Below are 14,453 nucleotides of genomic sequence, written 5' to 3'. Positions count from 1 at the left end.
TGTGCGCTATCCAGTGCAACACTGGATCGGCGGTGTTGTAGCCGTCACAGCAAAGCTCACGGGAGAGCTCACGGGAGAAAGCGAGATGAACAGTTCAAGGCCGCTGCGCCTGGGGCTCATGGGCTTCGGTCGCACGGGCCGGCAGCTCTTTGACCTCAGTTCGGCCAGCGAGGATATCGAGATCGTCGCCATCGCGGACATCGGCAGGCCCGATATCCTGCTCTACCTGCTGCGTTCCGAGGTCGATAGACCGGATCAGTACCACCTCGAGGGCAACTACGTCTGTGGCCCGCACAGCCGGGCGCGTCTCATGTCCACGGACCAGCCCGCGGAAATGCCCTGGGATATCTTCGGCGTCGACCTGGTCATCGATGCCACCGGCGTCTACCGCAGCGCCGAGGTCCTCCGGCATCACCTCGCGGGCGGCGCGCCCCGGGTGATGCTGCGCTCGCTCCCCGAGGACGAGATCGACCGCATCGTCATCCCGGGGATCAACGAGGACAGCATCGCTGCCTCGGACCGGCTCATTTCCGCCGGCTCGGCGACGACCACGGCGCTGTGCCTGCTCCTGCATTCGCTCGCGAAGGAGTTCGTCATCGAATGCGGCAGCCTGACCACCGTACACGCCTACACGTCGGACCAGGCGCTGCAGGACTATGCCGGCGGCGACTACCGGCGCAGCCGCTCCGCGGCCCGCAATATCATCCCCAATGCCCACGACGCGGGCCGCTGGCTCGGCCATGTGCTGCCGGCCTTTGCCGGCAAGATCAACACCTCGACGCTCAATGTTCCCGTGCAGGCCGGCTCCCTCCTCGACGTGACCCTGGTCATGGAGGATCCGTCGGTCACCGCCGAGGACGTGAATGCCGCCATGCGCGCCGGCGCGGAAGCCCAGCCGGGGCGCATCGGCGTGGTCGACGATCCGATCGTTTCCTCCGATGTGCTCGGCAGCGAGCTGTCGCTGCTCTTCGACACCCAGGGGACGCTGCGTGCCGGCGAGCATTTCATCAAGACCCTGTCCTGGTACGAGAACCGCGGCCATGCCAAGCGCATGCTGGAAGTGGCGCGGCTCTACGGGGACCTGGGTGAAGTAACGGAGGTCGCGTAATGGCTGGCGTGAAAGTCGCGATCAATGGCTTCGGGCGCATCGGCCGCTCCGTGTTCCGCATCCTGGAGACCGTCGAGGGGGTCGACGTGGTCGCCATCAACGACCTCTTCGACCACGAGGCGCTGCGCTACCTGCTCCAGTACGACACGGTGATGGGGCCCTTCCGCGGGCCGCTGTCCCTGGAGGACGACCACATCGTCACCGACAAGAGCCGTGTGCGCATGCTCAGCGAGCGCGACCCGGCGGCGCTGCCCTGGGGCGAGCTCGGCATCGATGTCGTGGTGGAATCCACTGGCGTGTTCCGCAGCGCGGCCCAGCTCCAGCAGCAGCTGGACGCCGGCGCCGGGCGCGTGGTGCTCACGGTGCCCGCCAAGGATGCCATCGACTACACGGTCGTCCTCGGCGTCAATGACGAGGGGCTGCTGCCTGCGCATCGCACCATCTCCAACGCGAGCTGCACCACCAACTGCCTCGCGCCGATGGCGAAGGTTCTGCACGAGGAGTTCGGCATCCTCGAGGGCGTGATCAACACGGTACATGCCTACACCAACGACCAGCGCCTCGCCGATGTCCCGCACTCGGACTGGCGGCGCAGTCGCGCGGCGGCAGAGAACATCATCCCCACGTCCACCGGTGCGGCCAAGGCCGTGGGCGTCGTGCTGCCGGAGCTGAACGGGCGGCTTCACGGCATTGCCTCGCGGGTTCCGGTGTCCGATGGCTCCGTGGTGGATCTCTTCGTCAAGCTCGCGCGGACCGTCACGCCCGAGGAGGTGAACCGCGCGGTCCTCGCCGCCTCGCGCACCGAGCGCCTGCAGGGCATCCTGCAGTACAGCGAGCGTCCCCTGGTGTCCTCGGACATCATCGGCAACAGCCACTCCTCGGTCTTTGATGCCGGCTTCACGTCGGTAACCAACGGCCGCTACCTCCGCGTGCTCAACTGGTACGACAACGAGTGGGGCTACAGCTGCCGGGTCGTCGACCTGCTGCGGAGGATCGCGGACTGGACGGGGTGAACGGCGACGACCCCTACGCCGGCCTGCGGCGCAATGTCAGCATGCTCGGCAGCCTCCTCGGCGAGGTGGTGGCCGACGCGGAGGGCGAGGCCTTCCTCGCCCTCATCGAGGACATCCGCCAGCGGTCCCGCGCGGCGCGGGAGGGCGATGCCGGGGCGCGGGAGGCGTTGCTCACCCTCCTGCACGGGCTTTCGCCGGAGCGGATGCTGGCCGTTGCGCGCACCTTCGCCCAGTTCCTGAACCTCGCCAATATCGCCGAGCAGCAGTACGCCAGCTCCCGGCAGATGGCGGCCACCGCGTCGGCGACGACCATGCTGCGCGGGATGGTCGACGACCTCGATGCCGCGGGCGTGTCACCCGCGGCGCTCGGGGAGCGCATCGACCGGCTGTCCATCGAACTGGTGCTTACCGCCCACCCCACCGAGATCATGCGCCGGACGCTGATCCACAAGCACCGGGAAATCGGCCGTTGCCTGTCGCAGCTTGAGCTCGGTGGCCTGACGGAAGCCGAGCACGCGGGCATCCAGCGGCGCCTGCGCGAACTCCTTACCCAGGTGTGGTTCGGCGACGAGTTCCGCGCCGAGCGGCCCACACCGGTCGATGAGGCGAAGTGGGGCTTCGCCGTGGTCGAGGACTCGCTCTGGCACGCCGTTCCGGAGTTCCTGCGCCGTCTCGATGCCGCCCGGCAGAGCGCCTGCGGCGAGGGGCTGCCCCTGGACGCGGCACCGGTGCGTTTCCTCTCGTGGATGGGCGGGGACCGCGACGGCAACCCGAACGTGACCGCCGCGGTGACCGCACGGGTCCTGCTGCTCGGTCGCTGGCAGGCCGCGGACCTGTACCTGCGCGCGGTGGAAGAGCTCATCGAGGAGCTTTCCATGACCGGTGCGGACGAGGAGCTGCGGGCGCGCAACCCCGGTGCCAACGAGCCCTACCGGGGCGAGCTGCGCCGGCTGCGGCAGCGGTTGCGGCAGGCGCTGACGGCCATCGAGGCACGCCTCGACCAGGGTGTCGAAAAGGGCGGCGCGGGCGAGCCGGGCGACGGGGCGCTGCTCACCGAGGGGGAACTGCTCGAGCCCCTGCTCGCCTGCCACCGCTCCCTCTGTGCCTCGGGCATGGCGATCGTCGCCGAGGGCAAGCTGCTGGACCTGCTGCGGCGGGTACGCTGCTTCGGCGTCCACCTCGTGCGTCTCGATCTCCGCCAGGACAGCGCCCGGCACACGGGCCTGCTGTCGGAGCTGACCCGCTACCTCGGCCTCGGCGACTACGCCGAGTGGGACGAGAGCGCCCGGCGGGCGTTCCTGCTCACGGAGCTGGCGAGCCGGCGGCCCCTGCTGCCGGCGGATTGGGAGCCGAGCGCGGAAGCGGCCGAGGTACTGGCGACCTGCCGGGTGGCGGCGGCCCAGCCCCCGGAAGCGCTGGGCGCCTACGTGATTTCCATGGCGCGCGACGCCTCCGACGTGCTCGCGGTGCACCTGATCCTGCGCGAGGCCGGCTGCCGCCACCCGCTGCCCGTGGCACCGCTCTTCGAGACCCTCGACGACCTCGACCGCGCACCGCAGGTGGTCGAGGCGCTCCTCGCCGAGCCCTGGTATCGAGGCCACTGCAATGGCCGGCTCATGGTGATGATCGGCTATTCGGACTCGGCCAAGGACGCCGGCGTGCTCGCCGCCTCCTGGGCCCAGTACCGCGCCCAGGAGGCGCTGCTGGCGCTCTGCGAGCGCCGGGGCATCGCCCTCACGCTGTTCCACGGCCGCGGCGGCACTATCGGCCGCGGTGGCGCTCCGGCCTTCGACGCGCTGCTGTCGCAGCCCCCGGGCTCGCTGGAGAACGGGCTGCGGGTCACGGAGCAGGGCGAGATGATCCGGGTCAAGCTGGGCCTCGCGCCGCTGGCGGTGCGCACGCTCGCGCTCTATACCAGCGCGATCTGCCGCGCCAACCTGCTCACCCCGCCGACGCCCGCGCCGGCCTGGCGGGATGTCATGGAGCGGCTGGCCGGGGATTCCTGTCGCCGCTACCGGGCCGTGGTGCGCGACGATCCGGACTTCGTCGCCTATTTCCGCCATGCCACGCCGGAGCAGGAGCTGGCCTCGCTGCCCCTCGGCTCGCGCCCGGCGCGGCGTGCAGGGGGCGGCGGCATCGAGACGCTGCGCGCCATTCCCTGGATCTTCGCCTGGTCGCAGAACCGGCTCATGCTGCCGGCCTGGCTGGGCGCCGGGGCGGCCCTGGCCGCTGCCGTGGAGGCGGGCGATGGCGAGGTGATCGCCACCATGGCCCGGGACTGGCCGTTCTTCGCCACCCGCCTGTCCATGCTGGAGATGGTCTACGCCAAGGCCGACAGCGGGATTTCGGCCTACTACGACAGCCACCTCGTGCCCGACACACTGAAACCGATCGGCGAGCAGTTGCGCGAGGCCATGGCGGCAGACCGCGCCACGGTGCTCGCCCTGCGCGGCGTCGCTGTACCCCTCGAGGCGCAGCCCTGGGCGCGCCAGTCCATCGGCCTGCGCAACGTCTACACGGATCCGCTCAACTACCTCCAGGCCGAGCTGCTCGAGCGCAGCCGGAAAGGCGGCGACGGCGCGAGCGCGGCGGACCCGCTGCTTCGGCGGGCCGTCATGGTCACCATTGCCGGCATCGCCGCCGGCATGCGCAACACGGGCTGAAGCGCGACTGCCAACGGCACGCGGGATAGCGGCGTCGCGGCCGCTGGCGTAAACTCGGTGCGTCCGCAAGGCACCCGAGTCCTTTCCCGCGAGGAACCCCCATGACCAGAACGCTGCTTACCACCCTCATGCTCTGCCTCGGTCTCTGCCTCGGCGCCGTCGCCCGGGCCGACGACAAGTACGCCGAGGCCCTCGATGCCTTCCAGCGCGCCGGCGAGACCGACAGGTTCTTCGCCTCCGCCTACGGCTATGCCCTGTTTCCGACGATCGGCAAGGGTGGCATCGGCATCGGCGGCGCGCACGGCAAGGGGCGCGTGTACGCCGAGGGCGAGTACGTCGGCGATACGACCATGACGCAGGTCACCGTCGGCTTCCAGCTCGGCGGCCAGGCCTACAGCCAGATCATCTTCTTCGAGGACCGCCGGGCCTTCGAGATGTTCACGTCCGGCAACTTCGAGTTCAGCGCCCAGGCGACAGCGGTCGCCCTCACCGCCGGCGTCTCAGCGGAAGCCTCCACCGGGGGTGGCGCCTCCGCCGGTGCCAGTGGCGGTCAGCACGACGCGACCACGGTTCACGGCGGCTATCGCAAGGGTATGGCGATCTTCACCATCGCCAAGGGCGGCCTGATGTACGAAGCGAGCCTCGGCGGGCAGAAGTTCAACTACACCCCGCTCGGCGAATAGCTAGCCGTCCAGGGCCCGGGCCGCCGCGAGGCAGTCCGGCCCGTCCCTCGCCACCAGCACGACCTGCAGCGCGCGCGGCCCGTGCGCGCCGAAGACCATCTCAAGGGCGATATCCGCCGTGCTCGAGGGCCCCGCTATGAGGTGCAGGCCCCGCGGGCGCCGCCCGGTGCCGAGGCGGGCCTGCAGCGCCGGCCAGAGCTCGTCGAGGTCCGCGACCACATCCTCACTGTTGACCAGGACGATGTGGTCCTCCGGCAGGAGGTTGTTCCGCGCCGGGTTGTCGCGGCCGCTGGTCAGCACGATACTGCCCGTCTCGCCGATGGCGAGGCGCGCGTAACTCACGGCCGCGAGATCGCCGGGCTCCACCTCGCCGAAGCGGGGCAGGAGGCCCGCATCGCGCCACGGCAGGGCGGCCAGCCTCGGGTCCTGCCCCGCGACCAGCTTGCGGCTGCCGTGCCTTGCGCCGAGGAACTCGCCGATGGCGCGGACAGCCGCCCTGCGATCCGTGACCGCGTCCACCCCTGCCTGGTTGCGCAGGAGCCGGGCCAGCAGGGTGACCCGCGGGTCCGCATGCAGCGGTCGCGGCGCCGGGCCGCGGCCGAGTGCGGCCAGCGCCCTCTCCACGTCGCCCTCGGTGGCCCGCCGGCTGGCGGCGCGCACCCGGGCAAGGATGCGGTCGCGGGCCTCTTCGCTCATCGCTCATCCTCCTGCGGCCCGCGGTAGCGGGCCATGAAGCTCGCGCCGGTGGGGGCCGGCAGGTCCCGCTCGCTGAGGAAGCCGGCGGCGAAGGGCACGCGCGTGAGAACCCCGCGCCCGCGGGCCGCGAGCTTCAACACGCGGGCGGCGATCCCCGTGAGCCGGTGGTAGAGCCAGGGATGGCGGAGGAGCCGGGCGTGGAGAGCGAGGCCGCGGCGCCAGCCCGCGGGCGAGAGTGCCTGCTCGTGCTCCTCCTGCCGCAGGTCGCGCAGCAGGTCCGGCAGGGGGATGTTGGCCGGGCAGACCTCCGCGCAGCGCCCGCAGGCCGTGCAGGCGTTCGGCAGGAGATGGCTCTCTTCCAGGGAGGTGAGCAGCGGGGTCAGCACCGACCCCACGGGCCCCGGGTAGACCCAGCCGTAGGCGTGGCCGCCGGCGGCGACGTAGATCGGGCAGTGGTTCAGGCAGGCCCCGCAACGGATGCATTGCAGAATGTCACTGTAGTCGCTGGCGAGGATCTCTGTGCGCCGGTTGTCCAGCAGAACGATGTGGGTTTCCACCGGTCCGTCGGCGTCGCCCGGGTGTCGGGGGCCGGAGTAGAAGCTCGTATAGCAGGTGACGGGCTGGCCGGTCGCGGAGCGGGCGAGCAGGCGCAGCAGGTCCGCGGCATCGCTCATGCGCGGGAGCAGGCGCTCCAGCGTCGTGCAGACGATGAGCACCGGCGGCAGGTTGGCGCACAGGTCCCCGTTTCCCTCGTTGGTGACCAGCAGCGAGTAACCCGTCTCCGCGACCAGCGCGTTGGCGCCGATGATGCCGACCTCGCCGCCGAGGAACTCCTCGCGCAGCACCTGCCGTGCCTCGCGGACCATGTCGCCCGCGCTCTCCAGGGGACGGTCGCCGAGATCGTGACGGGCGAGGAACAGGTCGCGAATCTCGTCCCGGGTCTTGTGCAGGGCCGGGCCCACGATGTGGCTGGGTGTCTCGCCGGCCTCCTGGATGATGTATTCGCCGAGGTCCGTCTCGCGCACCGCGAAGCCGGCGGCCGTGAGGTGGTCATTGAGGGCGCTTTCCTCCGTGACCATGGACTTGCCCTTGATGATCCGGCGCGCACCGTGCCGACGGCAGATGGCCTCCACGGTGCGGTTAAGCTCGTCCGGCGTCTCCGCAAAGTGCACGGTGTTGCCGTTTTCCGTCGCGGCCTCGAGGTAGCGGTCGAGGTAGACATCGAGGTGATCGAGCGTGTGCCGGCGCACGGCGTGGAGCTGTTCGCGCAGGGCATCGAAATCGCCGTAGGCGTCCACCGCCGCGCTGCGAAGAGCGGGGCCGAAGAGCCCCATGGCCTCGCGCAGTTGCGCGTGTTCGCGCTCCTCGAGCGCCGTGTCGGCCCTGGCCAGGAATTCGGCGCTGTATTGCTCCATCAGCCCCGGGTCCCCTCACCGACCGGCGGTGCTTCCAGCCGGCCGTCGAGCAGCTCCGCCACATGGCGGAAGGACAGCGCGACGCCTTCCCGCCGCGCGCGGCCGGCGAGGGCGATGAGGCAGCCGAGGTCGCCGGCAACCAGCGTGCCGGCGCCGCTCTTCACTGCGTCCCTGAGCTTGTCGTCGGCCATCCTGGCCGAGATGGCGGGCATCTTGGCGCAGAAGGTCCCGCCGAAACCGCAGCACACGTCCGGCTGCGTAAGCTCCCGTACCTCGATGCCGCGGCCGGCGAGCAGTCGCCGCGGCTGTTCGCGGACGCCGAGCTCGCGGAGGCCGGCACAGCCGTCGTGGTAGGCGACGGCCTGCTGCTGTCCGGCCGGCGCGGCGGCAGCGCGGGCGGGCGGAACCGCGCCGAGGACATCGCTGAGGAAGGCGGTCAGTTCCCAGGTTCGCGCGGCCAGGGCGCGTGCGCGGTCCCGCCAGGCGCCATCGAGGAGTTCAGGATAGTGGTGGATGAGCATGCTGGCGCAGGAGCCGGAAGGGACGACCACGAACTCGGCCTGTTCGAAGATTCGGATGACGTCCCGGGCGACACTGCGGGCCCCCTCGTAGTCGCCGTTGTTGTAGCCGGGCTGGCCACAGCAGGTCTGCGCCCGGGGGACGTAGACACGGCAGCCCGCGTCCTCCAGCAGCCGCAGGGTGGCGAAGCCCACTTCCGGCCGGAACAGGTCCACGAGGCAGGTGACGAAAAGGGCGACGGCCGGCTGTTCGCCGGTTGCCGCCGGCTGTGCGTCGGTCGCTACCGTCAAGCCTGGCTCCTGCCCGTGAAGGAGCCGCCAGTATAGCGCCTAGCCGAGGGACGCTGCGAGGCCGATCAGGGCGAGGAGGCAGGCACCGGCGGCGGCAAGCGCCAGGGGATGGCGGGCGCGCAGCAGGGCGGCGGCAACCGTGCCCAGGGAGGCCGGGGCCACCTTGCCGGTGCCGGCGCGGCTGAGTGCGGCATCGAGGGACGGAGGGAAGGCCGGCAGGCTCGCCGTGCCCAGGTTCAGCACCACATCGCCGCGGAGCAGGAACGGCCCGCGGCGGCGGAAGCTGTCGGCGGCACCGCCCTGGTAGACCCCGCGGTGGTCCGCGACGAGCAGGCGCCGCCCGGCGATACCAACGTGCCCCGCGGGAGCCAGGCAGCTGCCGGCGACCCCGCCTGCGAGCACACCCAGCGCCAGGCCTGCGAGTGCCAGGCCATGCCGGCTGCCGACCGCGGCAGCCACTGCGAGCACGCTGGCGGCGATCGCAAGCACGATGGCCTGCCGGCCGCGCTTGCGCCGGGCGGGGGCCAGGGCGGGGAACCAGAGGAAGGCACCGTATTCCCGGTCGAGACGCAGCGCCGGGGCGTCGAGGTGCCGCCGGCGGTGATCGGCCGCCAGGAGCAGGGCGAGCAGGGCGCCGCCGAGGGCTGCGGCCAGAACGCAGCGCAGCAGGGTCGACGCCGTCGATCGCCAGGCGAGCGTCTCGCGCTGCTCCCGGACCAGCGCCGCGAACAGGGAAGAGCGGAAAGGGGCGCCGAGACGCCCCTCGCCGTCCACCCGCTGCAGCTCGGGCTGCTCGGGGTCCAGTATCAGTAGCTGGCGGCCCCAGGGCTGCAGCCGCCGGGCGTCGAGCGCTGCCGGCAGGGGAACCGCGCCCAGGTGCCCCCAGCGCGTGTCGAAGCGGTGCAGGGCCACGGCGCCGGTCTCGTTCTCGAGCAGGGCCCACCACTGGTCGGCGAAGTAGGCGATGTCGCGCACGGCGGTGGCGGTGAATCCCGCCGCGATGAGCAGGAGCGCGTCGAGCTGTTCGCCGTAGCTCTCCGGGTCCGGCCGATGCACGCCGACCATGGGGCCGTCGGCGGCGAGGTAGAGCAGTCCGGCCTCGTTTACGAGCCGCGGCGCCAGCGCTTCCGCGGCGAGTGAGGCCCGTGCCCGGACGGTGCCGTCGGCAATCAGCACCAGGCCGCTGGCATCGAGGACATGGAGCGTATCGTCGCGACCGCCGGTCACCGTCCGCAGCGGGCCTGCCACCGGCAGCGGCTCGCAGGCGCCGCCGGCCGGCGCACAGCGCCACGGTGCCGGCTTGCCGTCCCCGTCGCGCGCCTGCAGCACGACGGAGCCGTCGCGACCGACGAAGAAGGGTGCGGCGAGATCGGTGAGGCCGAGGCGCCCGGCATCGAGACGGAGGAGGTCGTGGCCGGCGCGGTCGTGTAGCAGCACCGCATCCCGGGTCAGCAGGTAGAGCTGGCCGGCCCCGTCCACGCCGGTCGCGGCCGGCCCCGCGACCGGTGCCGGCGCCGATCCGCGCAGCCCGGCGATGATCGCGGCGAGGAGCGCCGCGGCGAAGAGGATGCTGGCGATCAGCGCCACCAGCCAGCGCAGCTGCGCGGCATCGCCGGTCAGCGCCGCCGGCGCATCGGGACGGACCTGGAAGAGATTGGGTGCGGCCGGCTCAGGTGCGGCCGGCTCAGGTGCGGCCGGCCCAGGTGCGGCCGGCTGCGCTGCGGGCGGCTGAGGTTCCGGTTCGGGCTCCGGTTCGGGTTCGGGTTCCGGTTCGGGTTCGGGTTCCGGTTCGGGTTCCGGTTCGGGTTCCGGCTCGGGCTCTGGCTCCGGCTCGGGTCCGACTTCGCAGTCCAGCCCCGCCGCGCGCAGCCGCTCGCAGAGCCGCTCGGCCTCGGTGGGGGTGAGCCCGCGGCGCAGGGTGACCTTGCCGCGATGAAAGAAGGGTTCTACGGCGTCGGGGTCAGTCAGGCGGAACAGCGCTGTCAGCTGCAGCCGGGCGCGGCGCGGGTCCGCCCCGGGCAGAAGTTCACCGCTGAAGGTGAGGTCGCTCACCGCACCCCGGTGCCAGTGCCGCCCGGCTCAGACGAGGTCGAAGCGAAGGCCGGCACGGTCGCGAAGGCGCGTGAGCAGCGCGTCGCCGAGGGCGCTGGCAGGCGTCCAGATGCCGCCGCCCACCGCCAGGTCGTCGAGGGCGAGACAGGCCGCCGCCTCGCCGAGCATGCGCGAGGTCGCGCCATAGCCCGGGTCCCGGTCGCCGCTCACCCGCGCTCGCAGGTCCTGTGCGCGGTCGTCCGGGTGTTCCGCGTGCTGGAACAGTTCGAAGAAGCCGTTCTCGCGCTCGTCCGCATCCGGGCCCTCGCCCGGCGCCGGCAGGACGTGCGCCGCGAGGCGCCGGGTGGGGCCGAGGGCCATGGCCGCCATACCGCCGCCGAGTGCGCCGGCCAGGAGCACGGCCCGGGCGCGCGAGCGGCAGAGCTGGCGCTCGTCATAGGCGAAGTTCTCGCCCCAGGGAAAGCCGAGAAGCGCATTGCTGCGGCGCACGACCCGCGTGTTGATCGCCGCCATGACAAAGGGCCCGGTCCACTGCCCGAAGACCGGGTCGTAGAGGGGGCGCAGGCTGTCGTTCCGGTCCGGGCCCCGCGGAGCGCCGGGCGGGTTGAGGCTGTAGGGGTCGCCAAGGAGCCGGCGGACGCTGCGGTCGCGCCCCGCGGCTTCCATGACGCCGAGGAGACTGGCTACGGTGCCGCCACTGGCGCCGCCCCGGGAACGGCCCACGCGGCCGCGAACGCGACGGCCGGCGACGCCATGGCGGGACAGCATTTCCCGCTGCACGAACCACGTGCCGAGGTCCGAGGGGATGGAGTCGAAACCACAGCTGTGGACGAGACGTGCCCCGGTTTCGGCCGCGCGCTCGCTGAAGCGCTGGATGTTCTCTGCCACCCACGGCACCTCTCCGGTGAGGTCGCAGTAGTGAGTGCCGGCGTCCGCGCAGGCCGCGACCAGTGGCGTGCCGTGACGCGCGTAGGGTCCGACGGTGCTGCATACTACCGCCGTCCGTGCGGCGAGATCCGCCATGCTGGCATCGTCGTCGCTGTCTCCCGTCAGCAGTGCCGGAGTGCCGCTGTCGTCGGCCAGCTCGTCGGCGAGGGTTTCGAGCTTTTCCCGGTTGCGTCCGCCGATGGCCCAGCGCAGCCGGCCGCCATGGCCATAGTGGGCGGTGAGATGCTCCGCGACGAGGCGGCCGGTGAAGCCCGTCGCGCCCCAGAGCACGAGGTCGAAGTCCCTTCCTGCCATGGCGCCTCTACCCCTCCCCGTGGCGGTCAGTGGATCCCGCGCATCATGCGCTTGAGCAGCGGTGACAGGGCCAGCAGTACCGCTGCGACTGCCAGGCCGACCCAGAACAGCTTGCTGAACAGCGCGGTATAGCTCGCCAGCGCCGTGCCGACGTCGGCCACCGTGCCCTCCACGGTCTCGATGGCGGCGATCTTCGACAGCTGCGCGGCAACGAAATTCGAATAGGCGGTGGCCAGGAACCAGCTGCCCATCATGACCCCCGTGATGCTTGGCACGGACAGCTTGGTCACCGCCGAGAGCCCCACTGGCGAAAGGCACAGCTCACCGCAGGTGTGCAGCAGGTAGGCGAGGATCATCCAGTAGCCCGAGACGAGGCCGGCCTGGTCCGGGTTGGCCGCGCCGAGGATCAGCGCGCCGAAGCCCAGCCCCGCCTGGGCGATGCCGAGGGAAAACTTCACCGGTGTGCTGGGTTCCAGGCCCCGGCGGCCGAGGACGGTCCAGAGCAGGGCAAAGACCGGCGCGAACAGGAAGATGAAGAAGGCGTTCAGCGAACCGAACTGGGAGGCGGTCAGGGTCACGCCGAAGACTTCCCGGTCCATTACCCGGTCCGCAAACAGGGTCATGGATGCCGCGCTCTGCTCGAAGAGGGACCAGAACAGCACGCTCGACAGCGTGAGCACGACCAGCACGATCATCCGCGAGCGTTCCACCGCGTCGCACTTCACCGCGATGAACCAGGTCAGCCCGGCGAGCACGGCCAGGGCGAGGGCGTTCAGGAGCATGCCCACGCCGCCGTTGAACTGCAGTAGCTGCCACGCCACGGCCACGCCGCCGAGGGCGGCGAGGTAGATGGTCAGTTCCTTGTTGAGGCCGAGGGGCGAACGCTCCCTGAGGACCTCCGGCCGCGAGGGCTCGGCGAGTCCCATGAGGTGCTTCTGGCCGCCGAGGAAAGTCGCGAGGCCCACGAGCATGCCGATCCCGGCGGCGCCGAAGCCGTAGCGCCAGCCGTAGGTCTCGCCGAGGTAGCCGCAGAGCAGCGTGGCGGTGAAGGCGCCGATGTTGATGCCCATGTAGAAGATCGTGAAGCCCGCATCCCGGCGCGGGTCGTCGGTGCCGTAGAGGCGCCCGACGATGGTGGAGATGTTCGGCTTCAGGAAACCCACGCCGATGACGATGAGCGCCAGCGAGAAGTAGAACACCTGCAGCGCGCCGTCGTCGCGAACCACCTCCTCGCCCACCATGCGCGCCTGTTCGCCCTCCACCGCCATGCCCAGGTGACCGAGCACGAGCAGCAGTCCGCCGAAGACCACCGCCTTGCGCATGCCGAGATAGCGGTCGGCGAGCAGGCCGCCGATCACCGGCATCGCATAGACCAGCGCGGCATAGCTGCCGAGCACCTCGAGGCCGCCGGCATCGGAGAACAGGTGGTACTTGGTGAGATAAAGGAGCAGCAGGTATTTCATGCCGTAGAACGAGAAGCGCTCCCAGAGCTCCGTAGCAAAGCAGACGAACAGCCCCCGGGGGTGGCCGAGGAGGGTCGCGTCGCCGGTGGCGGCGGGAGCGGCGGCAATGGACATGCGGCTTATCCTTTTTGAAGCGGCCTGCGGGCGATGGCCGTTACTCGACAATGTTCGTACAGCGGCCCACGCCATCGCCGGCTTTCCTGTGGCTGCCTTCGGCAAGGCGCCTGCCGCAGGGCGGCCCGGGACCGGCAAAGGCGCATTATAGGGGCAGGCCGCGGCGCGGCCGCAAGGGCGATTCAGGCCGCAGCGGCTCGCCCGTCGCTTGCGGCGTCGAGCGCTGCAGCCAGCTCGGCCGGGTCGCGCAGGCGCTTGACGCGTTCGAAGAAGACCGCCGCCTGCGGGTAGTAGCCGCGCAGGTAGACAAGCCACTGTTTCAGCGGATTGCCCGCGTGGCGCGGGTCGTAGCTGGCGAGGGTGAGCGCGAAGAAGTGGCGCAGTAGCTCGAGCACCGCCGGCCAGGGCAGGGGTTCCAGCTCCTCCCCCCGGCTTGCGGCACGCACCAGCCGCGGCAGGTCGGGCCGGCACAGGGCACCCCGGCCAAGCATGAGGTCGGCACAGCCGCTCGCGGCCCGGCAGCGCGCCGCGTCCCCCGGGCTCCAGATCTCGCCGTTGGCGATGATCGGCAGGCTTGTCACGGCACGCGCATCGGCGATGTCATCCCAGTAGGCCGGGGGCCGGTAGCCATCGCGCCGGGTGCGGGCGTGCACGGCGATTTCCGTCGCTCCCGCCTCGCTGATGGCGCGCACGACGTCGAGGAAAGGTGAGCGGTCGTCGAAGCCCAGGCGGATTTTCACCGTGAGCGGCACGTGTGCGGGCAGGGCGGCGCGCACGGCGGCCGCTATCGCGTGCACCCGCCCGGGCTCGCGAAGTACGATGGCACCGCCGTCGGAGCGGTTCACGGTTTTTGCCGGGCAGCCGAAGTTGAGGTCGATGCCGGGCGCGCCCAGTTCCGCGCCGCGGGCGGCGTTCTCGGCCACGGGGCCCGGCTGACCGCCTAGCAGCTGCAGGTAGACGGGGACGCCGTGGCGGGTCTGCCCGCCCTCCCCGAGCTCCGGGCAGATGCGGTAGAAGACACGCGGCGGCAGCAGGCGCTCCGTGACCCGGAGGAACTCCGTCACGCAGCGGTCCAGCCCCCCGAGGCCGGTGAGCAGCTCGCGCATGGTGTGATCGATGACCCCTTCCATGGGGGCTAGGATGAGTCGCATGGCGTCATTATACCCCGCGCTATACCCGTCGCTGTCCTGAGGGT

At 71.2% G+C, this 14,453-nt stretch carries 11 protein-coding genes; 4 read left to right on the top strand and 7 right to left on the bottom strand.

Going from position 1 to position 14,453, the window contains the following annotated elements; genetic code table 11:
- The first annotated feature begins 85 nt into the window (after positions 1 to 85).
- From ACX93N_RS03725 to ACX93N_RS03710, 4 genes are all read left to right on the top strand, one after another.
- Positions 86 to 1,108: a type I glyceraldehyde-3-phosphate dehydrogenase gene (locus tag ACX93N_RS03725; RefSeq protein WP_459427047.1), complete on the top strand. Its 1,023-nt coding sequence runs from the start codon at positions 86 to 88 to the stop codon at positions 1,106 to 1,108.
- Positions 1,108 to 2,121, top strand: coding sequence for a type I glyceraldehyde-3-phosphate dehydrogenase (gene gap, locus ACX93N_RS03720; protein ID WP_459427046.1), 1,014 nt, complete (start codon positions 1,108 to 1,110; stop codon positions 2,119 to 2,121). The genes ACX93N_RS03725 and gap overlap by 1 nt, the downstream gene beginning before the upstream one ends.
- A complete protein-coding gene (gene ppc, locus ACX93N_RS03715) occupies positions 2,118 to 4,784 on the top strand; it encodes a phosphoenolpyruvate carboxylase (RefSeq protein WP_459427045.1) in 2,667 nt (888 codons plus the stop codon). Before gap ends, ppc begins: the two co-directional genes overlap by 4 nt.
- A gap of 101 nt (positions 4,785 to 4,885) precedes the next feature.
- Positions 4,886 to 5,467 (top strand): YSC84-related protein, encoded by a 582-nt coding sequence (locus tag ACX93N_RS03710; protein ID WP_459427044.1) that lies wholly within the window; start codon positions 4,886 to 4,888, stop codon positions 5,465 to 5,467.
- Here ACX93N_RS03710 and ACX93N_RS03705 read toward each other — a convergent pair whose 3' ends face one another.
- From ACX93N_RS03705 to ACX93N_RS03675, 7 genes are all read right to left on the bottom strand, one after another.
- A complete protein-coding gene (locus tag ACX93N_RS03705; protein WP_459427043.1) occupies positions 5,468 to 6,163 on the bottom strand; it encodes a LutC/YkgG family protein in 696 nt (231 codons plus the stop codon).
- Entirely contained in the window at positions 6,160 to 7,578 is a 1,419-nt protein-coding gene (locus ACX93N_RS03700) for a lactate utilization protein B (RefSeq protein WP_459427042.1), read from the bottom strand. The genes ACX93N_RS03705 and ACX93N_RS03700 overlap by 4 nt, the downstream gene beginning before the upstream one ends.
- The gene (locus ACX93N_RS03695; RefSeq protein ID WP_459427041.1) at positions 7,578 to 8,387 is read right to left on the bottom strand and encodes a (Fe-S)-binding protein; all 810 of its coding nucleotides are present in this window, start codon (positions 8,385 to 8,387) and stop codon (positions 7,578 to 7,580) included. The genes ACX93N_RS03700 and ACX93N_RS03695 overlap by 1 nt, the downstream gene beginning before the upstream one ends.
- 39 nt (positions 8,388 to 8,426) lie before the next feature.
- Positions 8,427 to 10,439 carry a hypothetical protein gene (locus ACX93N_RS03690; RefSeq protein ID WP_459427040.1) on the bottom strand — a complete coding sequence of 671 codons (2,013 nt, stop codon included), beginning with the start codon at positions 10,437 to 10,439 and terminating at the stop codon, positions 8,427 to 8,429.
- Between the two features lie 27 nt (positions 10,440 to 10,466).
- On the bottom strand, positions 10,467 to 11,681 hold the full coding sequence (locus tag ACX93N_RS03685) for a saccharopine dehydrogenase family protein (RefSeq protein ID WP_459427039.1): 1,215 nt from the start codon (positions 11,679 to 11,681) through the stop codon (positions 10,467 to 10,469).
- 26 nt (positions 11,682 to 11,707) lie between these two features.
- The gene (locus tag ACX93N_RS03680) at positions 11,708 to 13,258 is read right to left on the bottom strand and encodes a peptide MFS transporter (protein ID WP_459427038.1); all 1,551 of its coding nucleotides are present in this window, start codon (positions 13,256 to 13,258) and stop codon (positions 11,708 to 11,710) included.
- A gap of 182 nt (positions 13,259 to 13,440) precedes the next feature.
- A complete protein-coding gene (locus tag ACX93N_RS03675; protein ID WP_459427037.1) occupies positions 13,441 to 14,409 on the bottom strand; it encodes a tRNA dihydrouridine synthase in 969 nt (322 codons plus the stop codon).
- Positions 14,410 to 14,453 lie beyond the last annotated feature (44 nt).

Source organism: Pseudohaliea sp. (assembly GCF_054552115.1).
The sequence above is the reverse complement of the archived record's forward strand: the minus strand, read 5'-3'. Positions and strand labels throughout refer to the sequence as shown.